The 16,326-nt window shown below is 69.4% G+C and carries 16 protein-coding genes; 4 read left to right on the top strand and 12 right to left on the bottom strand.

Annotated elements, in window-relative coordinates; genetic code table 11:
• Window positions 1–20: 20 nt before the first annotated feature.
• The 9 genes from ACFVIV_RS18370 to typA form a co-directional block, all read right to left on the bottom strand.
• A complete protein-coding gene (locus tag ACFVIV_RS18370) occupies window positions 21–395 on the bottom strand; it encodes a DUF742 domain-containing protein (RefSeq protein ID WP_379197702.1) in 375 nt (124 codons plus the stop codon).
• An 11-nt stretch (window positions 396–406) separates the two neighbouring features.
• Window positions 407–826, bottom strand: a complete 420-nt coding sequence (locus tag ACFVIV_RS18365) for a roadblock/LC7 domain-containing protein (RefSeq protein ID WP_379197700.1) — start codon at window positions 824–826, stop codon at window positions 407–409.
• A gap of 40 nt (window positions 827–866) precedes the next feature.
• A complete protein-coding gene (locus ACFVIV_RS18360) occupies window positions 867–3,281 on the bottom strand; it encodes a nitrate- and nitrite sensing domain-containing protein (protein ID WP_379197698.1) in 2,415 nt (804 codons plus the stop codon).
• Window positions 3,282–3,512: 231 nt separating this feature from the next.
• A complete protein-coding gene (locus ACFVIV_RS18355; protein WP_379197694.1) occupies window positions 3,513–4,823 on the bottom strand; it encodes an FAD-binding oxidoreductase in 1,311 nt (436 codons plus the stop codon).
• A 79-nt stretch (window positions 4,824–4,902) separates the two neighbouring features.
• Entirely contained in the window at window positions 4,903–5,406 is a 504-nt protein-coding gene (locus tag ACFVIV_RS18350; RefSeq protein WP_379197693.1) for a hypothetical protein, read from the bottom strand.
• Window positions 5,403–5,561, bottom strand: coding sequence for a hypothetical protein (locus tag ACFVIV_RS18345; RefSeq protein WP_169814747.1), 159 nt, complete (start codon window positions 5,559–5,561; stop codon window positions 5,403–5,405). Before ACFVIV_RS18345 ends, ACFVIV_RS18350 begins: the two co-directional genes overlap by 4 nt.
• Window positions 5,562–5,566: 5 nt before the next feature.
• Entirely contained in the window at window positions 5,567–6,493 is a 927-nt protein-coding gene (mshB, locus tag ACFVIV_RS18340) for an N-acetyl-1-D-myo-inositol-2-amino-2-deoxy-alpha-D-glucopyranoside deacetylase (protein WP_379197690.1), read from the bottom strand.
• On the bottom strand, window positions 6,490–8,214 hold the full coding sequence (locus tag ACFVIV_RS18335) for an ABC transporter family substrate-binding protein (RefSeq protein WP_379197872.1): 1,725 nt from the start codon (window positions 8,212–8,214) through the stop codon (window positions 6,490–6,492). The genes mshB and ACFVIV_RS18335 overlap by 4 nt, the downstream gene beginning before the upstream one ends.
• 356 nt (window positions 8,215–8,570) lie before the next feature.
• Entirely contained in the window at window positions 8,571–10,511 is a 1,941-nt protein-coding gene (gene typA / locus ACFVIV_RS18330) for a translational GTPase TypA (protein WP_379197688.1), read from the bottom strand.
• A gap of 104 nt (window positions 10,512–10,615) precedes the next feature.
• On the opposite strand from typA, the gene ACFVIV_RS18325 reads away from it, so the two are divergent.
• Window positions 10,616–10,795 carry a hypothetical protein gene (locus ACFVIV_RS18325; RefSeq protein WP_067534471.1) on the top strand — a complete coding sequence of 60 codons (180 nt, stop codon included), beginning with the start codon at window positions 10,616–10,618 and terminating at the stop codon, window positions 10,793–10,795.
• A gap of 20 nt (window positions 10,796–10,815) precedes the next feature.
• Window positions 10,816–11,109, top strand: a complete 294-nt coding sequence (locus tag ACFVIV_RS18320; protein WP_379197686.1) for a 4a-hydroxytetrahydrobiopterin dehydratase — start codon at window positions 10,816–10,818, stop codon at window positions 11,107–11,109.
• Here ACFVIV_RS18320 and ACFVIV_RS18315 read toward each other — a convergent pair.
• A complete protein-coding gene (locus tag ACFVIV_RS18315) occupies window positions 11,038–12,276 on the bottom strand; it encodes a mannosyltransferase (RefSeq protein WP_379197684.1) in 1,239 nt (412 codons plus the stop codon). The genes ACFVIV_RS18320 and ACFVIV_RS18315 overlap by 72 nt on opposite strands.
• A gap of 299 nt (window positions 12,277–12,575) precedes the next feature.
• Here ACFVIV_RS18315 and ACFVIV_RS18310 point away from each other — a divergent pair, with 299 nt between their 5' ends.
• Together ACFVIV_RS18310 and ACFVIV_RS18305 are read left to right on the top strand one after the other, a co-directional pair.
• Complete coding sequence (locus ACFVIV_RS18310) at window positions 12,576–13,361, top strand: hypothetical protein (RefSeq protein ID WP_379197682.1); 786 nt, start codon at window positions 12,576–12,578, stop codon at window positions 13,359–13,361.
• A gap of 239 nt (window positions 13,362–13,600) precedes the next feature.
• The gene (locus tag ACFVIV_RS18305) at window positions 13,601–13,951 is read left to right on the top strand and encodes a hypothetical protein (protein WP_379197680.1); all 351 of its coding nucleotides are present in this window, start codon (window positions 13,601–13,603) and stop codon (window positions 13,949–13,951) included.
• Window positions 13,952–13,955: 4 nt separating this feature from the next.
• Here the strand turns inward: ACFVIV_RS18305 and ACFVIV_RS18300 are convergent, their stop codons facing one another.
• Window positions 13,956–14,681: a DUF1906 domain-containing protein gene (locus ACFVIV_RS18300; protein WP_379197678.1), complete on the bottom strand. Its 726-nt coding sequence runs from the start codon at window positions 14,679–14,681 to the stop codon at window positions 13,956–13,958.
• 261 nt (window positions 14,682–14,942) lie between these two features.
• On the bottom strand, window positions 14,943–16,313 hold the full coding sequence (locus ACFVIV_RS18295) for a hypothetical protein (protein ID WP_379197676.1): 1,371 nt from the start codon (window positions 16,311–16,313) through the stop codon (window positions 14,943–14,945).
• Between the last annotated feature and the right edge of the window lie 13 nt (window positions 16,314–16,326).

Below are 16,326 nucleotides of genomic sequence, written 5' to 3'. Positions count from 1 at the left end.
CTGAGCCGACAGGAAATGCCTCAGAGCGATCGGATGCCTTCCAGCACGGCGTGCAGCAGCCCCATATCGGCGCTGCTGCCCGTCGGGGTGGGCGGGGCCCGGAAGATGACCACGCCGTCGTCGATGAGATCGCCGATGAGCACCTTGGTCATGGTCAGCGGCAGATGCAGGTGCGCCGACACCTCCGCCACCGACAGCGGTGCGCGGCACAGCTTCTCGATGGCGGCGTACTCCGGTTCGGTCCGCCGCAGCCGGGGCCCGCGGTCGGCGACCACCACCAGCGTGGACATGGTCAGCTCCGGCCGCTCGGTGCGGCCGCGACCACGGGTCACGGCGTAGAGGCGGACCAACGGGCCCGCCTCGTCCTCGTACCAGTGCTCGCGCGGATCGCTCATGGCCGCGCCGTTCAGGACCCGGCTGGCGAACCGCCCGCACTGCTGCGCGGGTCGACCGACAGATGGGTGCCCACGCGCTGCACCGTCTGATTCATCTCGAAGGCCACCAGGCCCATATCGGCGGTCTCCGCGGCCAGCAGCGCCAGGCAGGCGTTCTCCCCCGCCGCGGTGATGAACAGCACCGCCTGATCCAGTTCGACGACCGTCTGCACCACCCCGCCGGCCTTGAAGTGGTGACCGGCGCTGCGCGCCAGGCTGTGCAGGGCCGAGGCCATGGCGCCGAAGCGCTCGGCCTCCGAACGGTCCTGTCCCGCGGAGGCGCCGAGCAGCAGGCCGTCGGTGGAGAGCAGCACCGCCGACTGCGCGTCGGTCAGGCCGTTGACCAGTTCGTCGAGCAGCCAGCCGAGGTCGATGCGCTGGGAAGTGGTCATGATCGCCTTCTCGTCGATGGAGTTATTCGGTGGATCTGGTCTAGTCGGACTCGGGCCGCACTTGCCTGCCCTGGCGGGTGCCCTTCGAGATCGCGCTCATGAGATTGCGCGCCTCCTCGGCGGTGCGCGGCCGCGGCGAGGTGGACGACGAGGGCGGGGCGGCGACCGGCGCATCGGCGACCGGCTGTTCGGCCGTCTTCCGGCTGCGCCGGGGCAGTTCCGGCCGCGCGCCGTTCACCGGCGCCGAACGGGGAGCCAGTGCCTGCGGGGCCGCAGGCAGCGCGGGCGCGACCCGGGGAACCGGATCGGCCCGCTCGACCACGGCCGGGACATCGCTCACCAGGGTCGACACCGGCGCCGGATAGGACTGCCGCACCGGCTCATCCGCCACCGGCACGGCCGGGAACCGATCCGAGCGCAGCGCGCTCGGCCACGCGGGCGCGAGATTCTGCAGGGTATCCGGGCCGCCGCTGAGCGTTTCGGCGCCACGGCCGCCCCGCAACTGCGCGTGCGCGCCGACATCCTCCAGCAGCGCCGACGGAATCAGCACCACCGCCCGCACCCCGCTGTACACGGACTCGCCCAGGCGCACCGAAATACCGTGGCGCGCGGCCAGCTTCGCGACCACGAACAGGCCGAGCCGGGTATTGCCGGACAGCGTCGCCACGCTGAAGTCCGGCGGATCGGCCAGCACCGCATTGCGTTCGGCGAATTCGGTCTCGGTCATGCCGAGTCCCTGATCGGTGATCTCCACCGCCACGCCCCGGCCGACCACCACGGCCGACACCGTCACCTCCGACTCCGGCGGCGAACAGGCGGTGGCATTGTCCAGCAGCTCGGCCAGCAGGTGGATCACGTCGGCGACGGCCCGGCTGGCGATCCACACCTCCGGCATGCGGCCGGTCTGAATCCTGGTGTAGTCCAGGCTTTCCGCCACCGCACCGCGCACCAGGTCCAGCAGCGCCACCGGATTCCGCCAGCGCCGGCCCGGCTGCTCGCCGCCCAGAATGATGAGATTCTCGGCATTGCGGCGCGCCCGGGTCGCGAGATGGTCCAGCTGGAACAGCAATTCGAGCTGATCGGCGTTCTTCTCCTCGCGCTCGGCCCGGTCCAGCAGCGACAGCTGCCGATGCACCACGACCTGGCTGCGATGGGCGATATTGAGGAATACGGCATTGATGCCGGCGCGCGTGCGGGCCTCGCCGGCCGCCGCCGACACCGCCACCACATGGGCGCGGTTGAAGGCATCGGCCACATGCCCCAGCTCATCGGTGCCGAAGTCCAGGCGCGACACCTCCGCCGAGGCGTCGACCTCCTCGCCCGCGCCCAGCTTCCGGATCAGCTCGGGCATGCGCTCATCGGCCAATTGCAGGGTGTCGCGCCGCAATCGGCGCATGCGCCCGATGAACCGGTTGGCCAGCACCAGCGCCAGCACGAAGGCCACGGTGGCCACCAGCAGCACGGCCGCGCCGCCGAGCAGCGAATTGCGGGTGGCGGCCTCGCCCTGCTCGCGGGCGATGACGTGCGCGTCGCGGCTCTGGTCCTCCCACAGCGTCTGCAGGGCGACATTGACCTGTCGGGAGGCGTGCTGCCAGGCTTCCAGGCTGGTCGGCAGCTCCGCGGCCGCGTCCTCGGCGTCCTCGGATCCCGTTGCGCCGCCGGTCGTCTCGTCGTCCTCGGGCGTCACCGGCCCGCGCAGCAGCAGCGCGTCCTGCATGGCGGTGACCTGCTGCCAGGCCGTGCTGCCGGTAATGGCGTTCAGCTGGTCGAGCCGCACGCCCTTCAGCACCGCGGCCGAATAGGCGACCTCACCGCGGAATTCGCCCACCCGGCGGCCGAATTCGAGCAGGGTCGCGGTGGACATCTCCCCCGTGGTCAGCGCCACCGCGCCCATGGTGTCGGCCTGCGAGAGCGCCTCGGCCGCCCGCAGCGGCTCGACGCCGTACCCCAGTTCGATGCCGATCGCGGCATCGGGCGCGACCCGCGCCGCCAGCATGGACGCGGAGATGATGGTCCCGATCACCGCGGTGAAGAAGCCGAACACCTGATCCGCGGGCATCTGCCCCGAATCCACCCCGGCGCGCAGTGTCGGCACCATGGCGAAAAGCTTGTTGTAGCCCTCGATATCGGCGGCCGACCCGTCCGGATTCAGCTCCCGGGCCGCATCGCCCTTGGCCATGACCGCCGCCAGCGCCGCGTCCGAGCGCTGCCGCGCCCCGGTCAGCTCGCTCACCGCGGTGAGGTCACCGGCCAGCCGCAGCACCGACAGCCGACGCTCCTCCTCGAAGGCCGACACCATGAGAATCGCGGGCGTCGTTGTGCTGCTGGCCAATTCGGCCCACTGTCTGGCCTCGCGCGCGTCCTGCACCAGGTACACCGCCGCGCCACCGCCGATGGCCAGCAATGTCACACTGGAAATGAGCACGATGGCCAGCAGGCGCACCCGGACGCTCACCCAGCCGCGGACTCCGCGCCCACTCGAATCGGATATCCTGCCAACCGATTTGCGCAGGTTCTGCCAGCTGCCCACTGAAATCTTCCGCTCCCGAACGCATGATGCGTCCCACCTGCGCGTCGAACCGCTCGAATTGAGCGATTCGTCACGCTTCCTCGCGGTGAGAGTAACGGAAAGATCCCGAAGTGACTACGGATTCACATCTTCCAGCCGAGAGGTTCTCGCGGCAACTCAGTCGAGGACCGGGTAGTTCGCGCGAATCACGTTCTGCGGGTCGCGAGCTCGCTTGACGGCGCGCAGTCGCGCGATCGTCTCCGCATCGAAGGCCGCCGCGGCGGACTCGCCCGGAATCAGGAAGGTGTAGGGCTTCGCACCGGAGATGTGCGAGCCCAGCGCGTCTACGATCTCGCGCCGCTTGTGCGACACAGCCTCCCGCAACTGGGGCAGGCCGAGGCCGAGCAGGTACAGCAGGTACGGCTCGGCCACCGGTCCGCGCGCGCCCGCACCCGAGTTGGCGCGCGCCAGCGCGCCGCCGAGATGCCGCACCTGCATATTGATCAGCGGCGCGATCGGCTCACCCAGCAGGACTTTCACCGTCTCGTCGTCCAGATCGGTGAGCAGCTCGGCGCGCGACAGGGACGGGCTCGGCGTCGTCGGCTCGGCGCAGATGTCACCCAGATCGGCCACCGACAGCGCGCCGCGCTTATCGGCCATGGCCCCGCCGATCCCGTCGATGGCGGCGGTCAGCGCCCGCCCCTGCTCCGGATCACCCAGGTAGGCCACGTCCAGGGCCACCATTTCCGGCGCCTGCGGCGGCTGCAGCCGGTGGAACCACACCGAGAGCTCATCGGGCGCGGACGCGGTCAGCTCCCGGAACGCCTCCCACACCCGCTGCGACTGCACCGCCGGCCACAGCACCCGGCCGCCGTACAGCCCGGGCGCGGGGAACAGCTCGAATTCGATCGCGGTCACCACGGCGAAATCACCGCCGCCGCCGCACAGCGCCCAGAACAGCTCGGCATCGCTCTCGGCGGTCACCCGGCCCGCACGGCCCTCGGCGTCCACGATCTCGAAGGCGCGCACCGCATCCGAGGCCCAGCCGTGCTTGCGCCCGAACCAGCCCTGACCGCCGCCGAGGGTGTAGCCGGTCACGCCGACCACCGGATTGCTGCCCGCGAGCCCGGTCAGCCCGTGCGCGGCGGCCGCCGCCTGCACCTGACCCCAGTTCGCACCGGAACCCACCCGCGCCAGCCGCGCCGGCGCGTCCACCTCGACGGTGTTCAGCGCGCCCGTGCGCAGCAGGATCGCGGACTCGATCGCCCCGGTCGCGCCGTGCCCGGTCGGCTGGGTCACCACCGCTCGCCCGCTCGCCCGCGCGAACCGCACCACCGCGGCCACGTCCTCGGCGTGCGCCGCCTCCACCACAGCGGCCGGGCGCTGCGTGACGGCGGTGTTCCAGGCCGCGGCCGCCGCCTCGTAGTCGGCGTCGCCGGACACCAGCACGCGACCCTGGACGGTCTTGCGGAGCTCTTCGAAAGCCATTGTCTTTCCCTCGTTCGTCGATAGCGTGATCAGTTCGTCGCTACGTTGACGAAGCAGGGATCGAAAGTGTGACCGTGGTTCAGCGAACAGGTGCGCGGAAGCTCGAATTGACCTTCCAATAGAGGTAGAACCCGGCCGGGAACAGGCCGCACACGAGCAGCAGCATGCTGGGCCAGTCCTGGATGAGGACCACGTCATTGCCGGGACCGGCGAACATCGCCAGGTAGAGATAGCCCAGCGTCCACACCGTCAGCGGCGTGACGATGAGGCCGAGATTATTGCTGACACTGGCCATCCCAGCCACCAGCAGCACATTCACCACGGCCGCGGCCAGGGCGGTGAGCGGCACCGGGATCGCCCCCGCGGTGAGGTTCGCGGCCAGCGGGGCCGCCTCCGCCAGGAGCGGTTGCGCCTGCGGCACATTCGCGTGCCCGGCGTAGATGGGCAGGAACAGCACCTCGAGCACGAGCGTGACGAGGGCGTCGAGCACCAGCAGTCCGGCGATCACGCCATTGAGCCAATTGCGCCGCGGCGCGGCGGCTGCCCCGGAATCGCCCGGCCGGGCGCCCACGGCGGCGATCACGGCACCGGCGGGAAGCCGAGGAGGGTCAGCAGGTGGCTCTGCATGTCGACGAACCCGTACAGCACGTGCAGGTACAGGTCGTGCTGCGCCTGGAAGTGCGGGCGCTGGCTCTCGACGAACGCCGCGATGGCATTCTGCAGATCCCAGTTGTACATGCCGGTCAGTGTGTCACGTCGGCCGCGCGGGACCCGAGCGTGTCGGGCAATCCGGCGAAGAGATCGTGCTCACGGCCGTCCGGGCCCACCGGGCCGCGCTCGCCGCGCACCAGGATGTAGTGCTCCTCCGGCAGCACCGGCTGGGCGATGTCATTGGACAGCGCGAACTCGCGGCCGGACGGCGCCACCGTCACCTGGGTGGCGTGGGCGCGCAGGGCGGCGCGCTTGGCCGAGAGCGCATCCGAGACGTCCACCGTGGTGGTGACGGATTCGGTGGGCACACAGGCCAATTCGCCGTCGTGCGGCAGCCGCCAGCCGCGCGGCAGCGCGCCCGGCAGCTGATCGACGGTGCGGCGCTTGAGCGCATCGGTGTGCATGGCCAGCACCGCGCCGTCGGTGACGGTCCAGTAGACCTTCGGCGTCGCCCAGCCCCAGTCGGCCGCCGCGTCCACCGCCGCCATGGTGATCTCGTGGGCGCGAATGTGATCCGGATGCCCGTAGCCGCCGCGCGGGTCGTAGCCGACCACCACGCGCGGGCGCAGGTCCAGGATCACCTGGACCAGCGCGTCCACCGCCGCCTCGCCGGAATTGACGAAGGCGCGCGGATTCCGGGCCGAGGGCGTGCCCGCCATCCCGGAGTCGCGCCAGCGGCCCGCGCCGCCCAGGAAGCGCGGCGGCGCCGCGTCCAATGCGGCCAGGGCCCCGGTCAATTCGTGAATGCGGTAGCCGCCGAGCTGATCGGCCCGATCGGCGACGAGGTGCGCGAACTCCTCGCCGATGACCTCGCCCTCCTCGCCGAGGGTGCAGGTCACCACGGTCACCGGGACGCCCAGCCTGCGATAGTGCGCGATGGTGCCGCCGGTGGTGATGGATTCGTCGTCGGGATGCGCGTGCACCAGCAGCAGCCCGCCCGTCGCGGTCACAGCGGTCACGGCAGCCGCCGCCAGTTCGAGGCATCGGCGTAGATGCCGGCCTGAATGGCGCCCTGCAGCGACGCCCCGTCCACATTCGGCCCGGCGGCGGCGACCTGGGTGTCCTGCACGATGGGCAGCACGGTGGCCAGCTCCCACAGTTTCGGCTCGGCCTCCGCGATCACCTTGGGCACGTCGATGCCGCGCAGCGCGGCGTCGATGGCCGGCTGCAGCGTCGGATCGCAGACGCCGGACAGGTTCGAGGGCGCCTTCTTGGCATCGTCCACCGCGGTCGAATCACCGTTGCCCCCGGGAGGTTCCACCGGCGGGCAGCCGTAGCGCGAGGCCAGCACGGTGGCCGGATCGTCCCCGGCGCGCTCCCAGCCGACAATGGCGTCGATCCCGGCGTCGGTCAGATCCTTGCCGTAGAGCTGTTCGGCGCCGACGCTGCTGACGATGACATCGATTCCGGCGCTGCGCAATTGGTCGGCGGCCGAATTGGCCACCGCCAGCGTCGAGTCGTCGCCGTCGACCGCGCCGATCCGCACGGTCAGCGACTTGCCGTTCTTGGCGATCGGACGCGGTTGCGGCGCGGGCGATGTCGGGGAATCGCTGACCGGTTGTTCTGGCGCGCGCCCGAATCCGGCCTCGGCCAGCAGCGCGAAGGACTCCTCCAGGCTCAGCCGCGGCGGCGCGGTCGGCACATAGCCCGGATCCGAGGGCGCGAGCACCTGCGCGCGCACCGGCTCCATCCAGCTGCCGGTCTGCGCGCCCACGGTGGCCAGCAGCACCGGATCCAGCAGCCCGAGCACCGCGCGGCGCACCCGCACATCGGCCAGATCGCCGCCGCGGCCATTGAGCACCAGCTGCATTTCCCGCGACTGCGCCTGCACGGCGGTGCGCACCGACGGGATGGCGGCCAGCTGCGCCTGCAGGGCGACCCCGCCGCGCACCAGCGCCATCTGCGCGTCGCCGACCCGCAGCGATTCGGCCACCTGCGCGGCGGTACCGCCGCGCCGCATCAGAATCTGGTCCGGCACAGCGGGTTTGCCCCAGTACCGGTCATTGCGCTCGAGCAGGATCTCCTCGCGGCCGCGATCGGTCTGCTTGATGCGGAACTGCCCGCCGGAGATGCGGATGGTGTCCACCAGGCCCTGCTCGAATCCGGAGTCCTTCACCAGATGCGAGGGCAGCAGATCGGCGAACAGCTGCCGCCACGCCGGGTACTCCGCGGCCATGGTGACGGTCACGGTCTTACCGCCCGCCGAGGAGTTCACATCCGAAATGAGCCGGTACCCGGCGGGATCCACCGCGCCCGGCTGCGAGATCATCTGCTGCCACAGGTAGCGGAAGTCCTCGGCCGCGATGGGCGCGCCATCCGACCAGGACGCCTCGTTCTTGAGCTGATAGGTAATGGTGAACGGCTCCTGCGCGGTCACATCCGCGGACACCATGAGCGCCGGATCCAGCACCCAGTCGGTCCCGCCCGGCACCGCCGGACTCGGCACCGGCCGGAACGGGCTGGGCAGCACCATGGAGGCCACCGCCGCGGTCGCGGGCGAGAGCTGCGACCGCAGATGCGGATTGAACCCGATCCCGATATCGTCCACCGCCACCACCACCGAGCTCTTGGTCGGCTTGGCGGGCGTCGTCTTGGGGCTGTCGGTGCTCTCGATCGGCGGCGGCGGATTCGCGGTGCATCCGGTGGCGGCGACCGCTACGACCGTCGCCACCATCACCATCACCGCACGCCACGATGCGCGCACCCGAACCCCCGTTCCGTGTCCAATTTGCCTCCGCTTCGCTCCGGCGGGTTCGCGGCCCTGCAAGCTCGGTCTTCCCTCCTCCGCTCCTCCGCTTCGCTCCCCCGCTCCGTCAGTCCAGACCGAGCCGGGCCGCGAACTAGCAGGTTGACCTCGGTAACAGCGATCTCCGGAGCGGACTCTCGAACCTGGTCGGCGGCACGTGGAGCGAACCGAAATCCGATCCTACTGGGCAGTCCGCCCGCGCACGTCGTGGCGCGAGGGTGGACGGCGGCATTCAGCCGTCCGCCCACCGCAGCGCGGACGCTGGGTGGGCGGATCGGAGGGCGAATTCTCTACTGCGCGGCCTTGTCGCGGGCCTTGCGGCGGGAGATCTCGCGCTGGCGCTCGTTGGCGTTCAGGATGACCTTGCGCACGCGCACGATCTCCGGGGTGACCTCGACGCACTCGTCGGCGGCGCAGAACTCCATGGCGCCTTCGAGATCCAGCTGCAGCGGCTTGGCCAGGGTCTCGAGCACGTCACCGGTGGCGGACCGCATATTGGTCAGCTTCTTCTCGCGGGTGACGTTGATGTCGAGGTCCTCGGCGCGCGGGTTGATGCCCACCACATGGCCCTCGTAGGTGTCGGCGCCCGGCTCCACGAAGAACTGGCCGCGGTCGGCCAGCTGGATCATGGCGAACGGGGTGACCGAACCCGCGCGGTCGGAGACCAGCGAACCGGTGTGGCGGGCGCGGATCTCACCGGCCCACGGGGCGTAGCCGTTGAACACGGCGTTGGCGATACCGGTGCCGCGGGTCTCGGTGAGGAAGTCGGTGCGGAAGCCGATCAGGCCGCGCGAGGGGACGATGAACTCCATGCGCACCCACCCGGCGGAGTGGTTGCTCATCTGCACCATCTTGCCCTTGCGGGCCGCCAGCAGCTGGGTGACCGCGCCCAGGTACTCGTCGGGGCAGTCGATGGTCAGCTCTTCGAAGGGCTCGTGCACCTTGCCGTCGACGGTCCGGGTGACCACCTGCGGCTTGCCCACGGTCAGCTCGAAGCCCTCGCGGCGCATCTGCTCGACCAGGATGGCGAGGGCGAGCTCACCGCGGCCCTGGACCTCCCAGGCGTCCGGGCGGCCGATGTCGAGCACGCGCAGCGACACATTGCCGACCAGTTCCTGATCCAGCCGCGACTTCACCATGCGGGCGGTGAGCTTGTGGCCCTGCACCCGGCCGACCAGCGGCGAGGTATTGGTGCCGATGGTCACCGAGATGGCCGGCTCGTCGACGGTGATGCGCGGCAGGGCGACCGGGTTCTCGACGTCGGCGAGGGTGTCGCCGATCATGATCTCCGGGATGCCCGCGACGGCGACGATGTCACCGGCCACGGCCTCCTCACCGGGCGAGCGCTCGACGCCGACGGTCTTGAGCAGCTCGGTGATCTTGACGGTCTTGGTGCCCTCGGCGCTCATCCAGGCCACGTTCTGGCCCTTCTTCAGCGTGCCGTTGTGAATGCGCACCAGGCCGATGCGGCCGAGGAACGGCGAGGCGTCGAGGTTGGTGACATGGGCCTGCAGCGGCTTGGTGGCATCGCCCTTGGGGCCGGGCACGTACTTCATGAGCACCTCGAACAGCTCGTCGAGGTTCTCCGCGGCGGGCGCGCTGCCGTTCTCGGGGCGGGTGGTGGAGGCCTTGCCCTCACGGCCGGAGGCGTAGAGCACCGGCAGGTCCAGGGCCAGCTCGGCGGCCTCGGAGGCCTCGTCGTCCAGATCGGAGGCGAGGTCCAGCAGCAGGTCGTGGCTCTCCTCGACGACCTCTTCGATGCGCGCGTCGGGGCGGTCGGTCTTGTTGACCACCAGGATCACCGGCAGCGAGGCCGCGAGGGCCTTGCGCAGCACGAAGCGGGTCTGCGGCAGCGGGCCCTCGGAGGCGTCGACCAGCAGCACGACGCCGTCGACCATGGACAGGCCGCGCTCGACCTCACCGCCGAAGTCGGCGTGGCCGGGGGTGTCGATGACATTGATGACTGTCACCGAACCGTCCGCATTGTGGCGGTGCACTGCCGTATTCTTCGCGAGAATGGTGATGCCCTTCTCGCGCTCCAGGTCACCGGAGTCCATCACTCGGTCGACGAGCTCGGCACGTTCGGCGAACGCCCCGGACTGACGCAGCATGGCGTCGACCAGTGTTGTCTTGCCGTGGTCGACGTGCGCCACGATGGCGACGTTACGGAACTCGACAGACGACACGATTGATTCCTCCTGGTGCAAAGTTTTGGTGCCGACCCGGGTCATGCTCGAGCAAAATGCGAAACTCCACGGGCATGCGGCGAGCTACACACTACCGTTCGAGGTAACTCACACGTTTAGCGCGTACGAGTTAGGTTAAGCTAACCAACATGGGCAAGGTGAAGGCGAAGGACGTTTCCAGTCTGAAGCCGAAGAAGAAGTGCTGCCGCAAGAAGACGCGGTGCTACAAGTGCCCTGTCGTGATCATGCGCATGAAGAAGCTGGAGGCTTCCGGCTGCTGCAGCAAGAAGGAACTGAAGAAGGGCCTCAAAGCCGCCCGCGCCGCCTGATCCCGGAGTACACCGGAGACATGACACCCGCGCTGCTCTCCGCCGACGACATCGGCAAGGCCCTGCTCGACCTGCCCGAGTGGATCCACACCGGCGACAGCATCGCCCGCACCGTGGAGGCGCCCTCGTTCTTGGCCGGCATCGAACTGGTGCGCCGCACGGCCGTCGCGGCCGAGGCCGCCAATCATCATCCGGATATCGACATCCGCTGGCGGCGAGTAACTTTCACGCTATCGACGCATTCAGCGGGCGGACTGACCGCCCTGGACTTCGCCCTGGCGCACGAGATCGACCGGCTGGTCATCCAGAGCTGAGACCCGGCGACCGGCCCGGGCCACCCACACATAGAAGATGAGCACGCCGAGCACGTCGACCGTGCCCAGCCAGGACAGGATGCCCGGCCGGGAGATGGTCCAGATGTCGGGCTGCACGTACAACAGCACCCATGGCACCCCGACGGCCGTGGTCACCAGCCAGTACCCGGCCAGCAGGCGCGCGCCCGCGGCCGCGCGCAGCGGGCCGTAGAGCAGCCACAGCATGACCGGGATGAGCCAGATCCAATGGTGCGACCAGGAAATCGGCGAGGCCAGCAGGCCGAACAGCTGCACGATGAGCAGCGTGCCGAGCCGGTCATCGGCCGCCAGCGCCCGCCAGGCCAGCACCGCGAGCACGGCCGTCACCAGCACGGCCACGACCCACAGCGCGCCGGTTCCGACATCGTGGCCCAGTAATCGGCTCAGCGCGCCGCGGAGCGACTGATTGGTCGCCGAGCCCACCGGCCCGATCCGGGTGGCGTCACCCAGGAGTTCGCCGAAGTACTTGCGGGTCTCGTCCGGCGTGATCAGATAGGTCAGCCCGATGGTCGCCGCGAAGACCACGGCTGACCACGCCGCGGTGACCCAGCGCCGCCGCGCCACGAAATACAGGCCGGTAATGGCGGGCGTCAGCTTCACCCCGGCGGCCGCGCCCACCAGCGTCCCGGAGATCCACCACTTGGCGCTGCGCACCGCGAGCATGGCGATCAGCACCAGGAACACATTGACCTGGCCATAGTCCAGAGTGGTCCGCATCGGCTCCAGCCAGGTGCCCACGGCCGTCCACCAGACCGCCACCGTGCGCCACTTCGGTTCGCGCAGTGCGTCTTTCCCGAGCATCAGCTCCAGGCTCAGCCACACCACGCCGAACAGCGCGGCCACCGTCAGCAACAGCCAGGCGATCGCCACCAAGGAGAAGGGCAGGAAGTGCAGTGGATAGAAGACCAGCGCCGCGAAGGGCGGATAGGTGAACGGCAGCGGGAAGTCCGGCGTCTTGCTCGCATCGGTGTAGTCGTAGAGGTGGCCGGTGCCCAGATTCGCCGCGCCGTCCACATAGACGTGCAGGTCGACGAAGTTCATGCCGTTGGGTAGCAGCAGCACCCAGGTGAGGCGGGCCAGCACCGCCAGACCGAGCGCCGCGACGGCCAGTCGGAAGTGTCGATTCACGGCGCGGCACTTTCAGCTCGGGCGACATGGGGCTGCGGGCAATCCGGCCCAGGCTCGGACCACGAACAAGAGTAGTCATAGCCCGAAATATGCAACGAAACGCGCAACCCAGGCAGTAACATATGCATCAACGACCACACTGGTAACACCCCATATTGGTCGGTTGTTCGATAGCCTGAGTCGATCGAGGACAGCAAGATCACACCGTGGCTGTACAAGACGGCGGCCCGGTCCCTAGAGTGGCGCGGAGCGATGTCTCCATCGCCGCAGATGTACCCGAGGTAAGGACGGCTACACCAGTGCTTCGCACCCGAGGATCGCGGTTCGCATTGACCGCAGTGGCCCTGGCGGCCTGCGCCACCGTTGTCGTGCCGACCGCCGCGCACGCGGCGCCCGAACCCACGCAGGCCACCGTCAGCATTCCGGCAATTCCGGAGGGTGTCCCGGTGGACGCGCTCGCCTCGCTGGTACCCGCCATCATCGGCGCGGCGGCGGGTCCCGCCGATATCGCCTCCCCCGGCCCGCAGCAGGCCATCCTCGACCAGGCGAAGCGGATCCTGGAGTCCGCCCCGCTGCCGCAGTCGATCAAGGACACGCTGAACCGCATCATCAAGTTCCTCGATGGCAGCGGTGGCGGCGGTCCGGACATCCCGCAGGACGGCCCGGTCATCTCCCAGTTCCTGTGGCCGACCATCGGCAAGGGCTGCATCAGCGCCAGCGCCGACTCGGTGGGCACCGCGCTCGCCGTGGGCGGCCCGGCCACCCTGCCCCCGCCCGGACCGGGCGCCGGCCAGACCGGTTTCGTCTTCACCGCGCTGGGCACCAAGCGGCCCACCGAGGTGCAGAACCCGCCGATGACCGTGCAGTGGCTGAACCTGGACACCCGCGCCACCGGCGTCATGAACCTGACCGATGAGGCCAAGATCAACCCGGACGGCCCGGCCACCCTGTCGGCCATCGCCCCCACCGGCTCCGGCCGCGTGGTCGCCCTGGTCTCGGGCTCGCTGACCACCCAGGCCGATGAGTCCGCGCAGCCGATCACCTGCTCGTTCCTGCCGACGGTCGGATTCTTCACCGTCGCTTAGCGAAAGCACGCATAGCCAACGATTTCGCCCCCGTTCCCATGAGAGGGAACGGGGGCGAAATCATGTTCAAACCCGGATACCTGTGGTAGACCGCTAGATATGGCCGCTTTGAATCCTCCCGCACCCGAAGATGAGGGATTCCTGGCTCATGCCGCCCGATCACTCGGCGAGTGTTCGGGTCTTACGCAATCGGCACCAGCAGGGTTGAAACCAGCCCTGTCGAACAGGGTTGATGCTAAATGAAGAACTCCGCCCGGGGACTGCATTCGCGCCGATCGATCCTGTCGATCCGTTCGGAAGGGTCGATCCTGTCGATCGGCTCGGCCTATTCGGTCCTGTCCATCGGCAGCGTCGGCTCGGTGCTGTCCATCGGCTCGGCCGGCTCCTTCGGGTCGATCATCTCCTCGGCCTCGTTCGGCAGCCTCGGCTCCGCCTTCTCCGGACTGTCGCGCTGGTCCATGTTCTCGTGGAAGGGCGACCGGCAGGCCTTCAGCGAGGGCGGCGACGAGCACGAACCCCGGCCGCTGCTGCGCGTCGTCGCCGACGAACCGGACCTACGCGCGGACCCGACCTGTCACTGCCAGACCTAGGGAACTACCACCACTGCCCATATTGCGCGGCGAGGACCGAGTTGACGTCCACGCCGATGCCGTCGACCGCGCGCTTGTCGATCTCGAACTGGTGCAGGTGGGCTTCGGGGTGCACGTAGCCCTTGGGGGTGCCCCAATTGTGTTGCCAGAAGAAGGAACACAGGCCCGCGTCGCGAATGAAGTCGATGGTGGGGGTGTTGGCGTAGACGCCCACGCGATCGCGGCCGAGCACGGTCTCCCAGCCGCGCAGGTACGGCGCGATCTGCGACTCCCATTCCGCCGCACCGGGATTGTCGTCGATGGAGGCGTAGATGGGCGCGTGGTCCGGGCCGCCGGCCGACTTGTGCAGCATGAGGCCGCGGGCCGCGTGCTTCAGCCCGGCCTCGTAGCCGCCGCGCCAGTCGGCGGTGGGGCCCTTGCCGAACTGGTAGCAGGACACGACGGTGAGCCCGGCGGCGGCGAGCGCGTCGACTTCACGCGCCAGCAAGGGCTTTCCCTCCATCCACTCGGCCCCGGGCCGGCGATCAGAGACGTAGCGGATGACGCCCATATGCCCTTCGGCGCTGATCACCTCGGCCGCGGGCACGCCGCCCGCGTAGTCGAGGAGGGTGCCCAGCTGTTGCCGCGCGTTCGCGGCGGGGGCGGGAAGAGTAAGTCCTGCCGCCAGGCCGGTGGTGAGGGCGGCCGCGCCGGTGAGAAAGGACCGGCGGCTGACACGGCTGATACGCATTGCGGAACTCCTTCGCACACTCGCTGGTCGAACTTGCCGACCGCGGCGAAGAAGAAAGGGAGATCCGCCGACGATCGGTGGAACAAGAAGCGGCGTGCCCGGCGCACCTTCCCCGATGACGACTAGCAGGTCATCTGTGCGCCGGGAGCCCTGAACGTGGCTTCATTCCACCACATTCACTTGGGAATCGCCAGGCTCACGGGACCCACACGCATCACATGTCCCACAGGTGCGCAAACGGACACCTCTGGGGAACCGGGCTCAGACCCGCGTGCCCTCGAGGCGGGCCGCCACATCGATGGTGCGGCGCGAGACATCCGCCACCTCGGCGCGGACGACCCGCGCCACCTGGGCGGCGATCTGTTTGCGGATGCCCGCCACCTTGCCCAGCGCGGCGGCGCGCCAGCCCTCGGCGGTGAGTTCCAGATCGATGTCCTCCGCCCGGGGCGCGGCGGCCTCGATCACGATGAGCAGCGGATCGGCGGCGCGCGCGGTGAGCGCCACCGGCACCTGGACCTCGGCGCGATACCTGTTGGATTGCAAGACGTCCACGGTGATGTCCAGGCTCACCGGAATGGTCAGGTCGAAGGTCACCAGCTTGGTGCGGGCATCGGTGTGCCAGCCGCCATTGGCCGCGGGCGAACCGACGGCGAGCCCGGTCGCAGCGGCCGGTGCGGTGTCTCCGGCGGACGCGGCGGCAGCCGCCGCTGCGCTGTCCGCTGCCGCTGCGCTGTCCGCTGCCGGTGCGGCGGCAGGCGCAGGTGCGGCGGGGTCGGCGGGCCGGATCTCGGCGATGCGCGGGGCCGTGGCGGGCTGCGCCGCCATCGGCCCGTCCCCCGATGTCCGTGCGGCCCTGCCGGATTCGGCTACCCGGGGTAGTCGCACGGTGCCCTGCACCGCGACCTGCGCCTTGTTGCCGGGGCCGACGCGCATGGGGCCGACCTCGATGGGCTTGCCGGCCATCGATTCGACGACCTCCTGCACCCGTTCGGCGGTCACGATGCGCTCGAAGAAGCGGTGGCCGAATTCGTCGTAGCCGATCCATTCATGGTCGAGCGGTCCGCGATACGGCGATTTGCTGCCGTTCAGGATGGCTTCCACATCGAAGATGCGGCCGCGCCGGGCATCCGGATCGGCGAGAATCGCATTGATGCGGTTGGCGACTTCGTTCTGCACCAGCTTGGCAATGGGATCCAGCAGCAGCTCGAATGCCGTGCCGACGGCCGCGGCCCGCATGACGAAACTGACATCACGCCCGGTGACCGGTGGAATATCGATGACGACGAGCAGTGGATCGGCGGTGCGCGCGTGCATCTGCAGGTCGATTTCCACGACCGCTTCCAGGCGTAGTCGCTGCCCGCCCAATGTCACGTCGACGCGGAGTTTGACCGGCAGCCCGACATCGAAGTGCACATGCGGGCCGCGTCGAATGACAGTAGGTTTGCCGACACTGCCTTTGGCGACGAATCGCGCCAATCCGGCCGGTCCGATGGAGAAGGGGCCGATGGTCATTCCGCGTCCGGCCATACCGGACACCGCCGCCTCGATCCGGGATTCCGTTACCGCCGCCGCCACGAAACGTTCGCCGAATTCGGCGTAATCGATCCAAGCAGGTTCCGGGGACGGCGTCATCCAGCTACTTTCG

The organism is Nocardia sp. NPDC127526, assembly GCF_042672265.1.
Lineage (GTDB): Bacteria > Actinomycetota > Actinomycetes > Mycobacteriales > Mycobacteriaceae > Nocardia.
The sequence above is the reverse complement of the archived record's forward strand: the minus strand, read 5'-3'. Positions and strand labels throughout refer to the sequence as shown.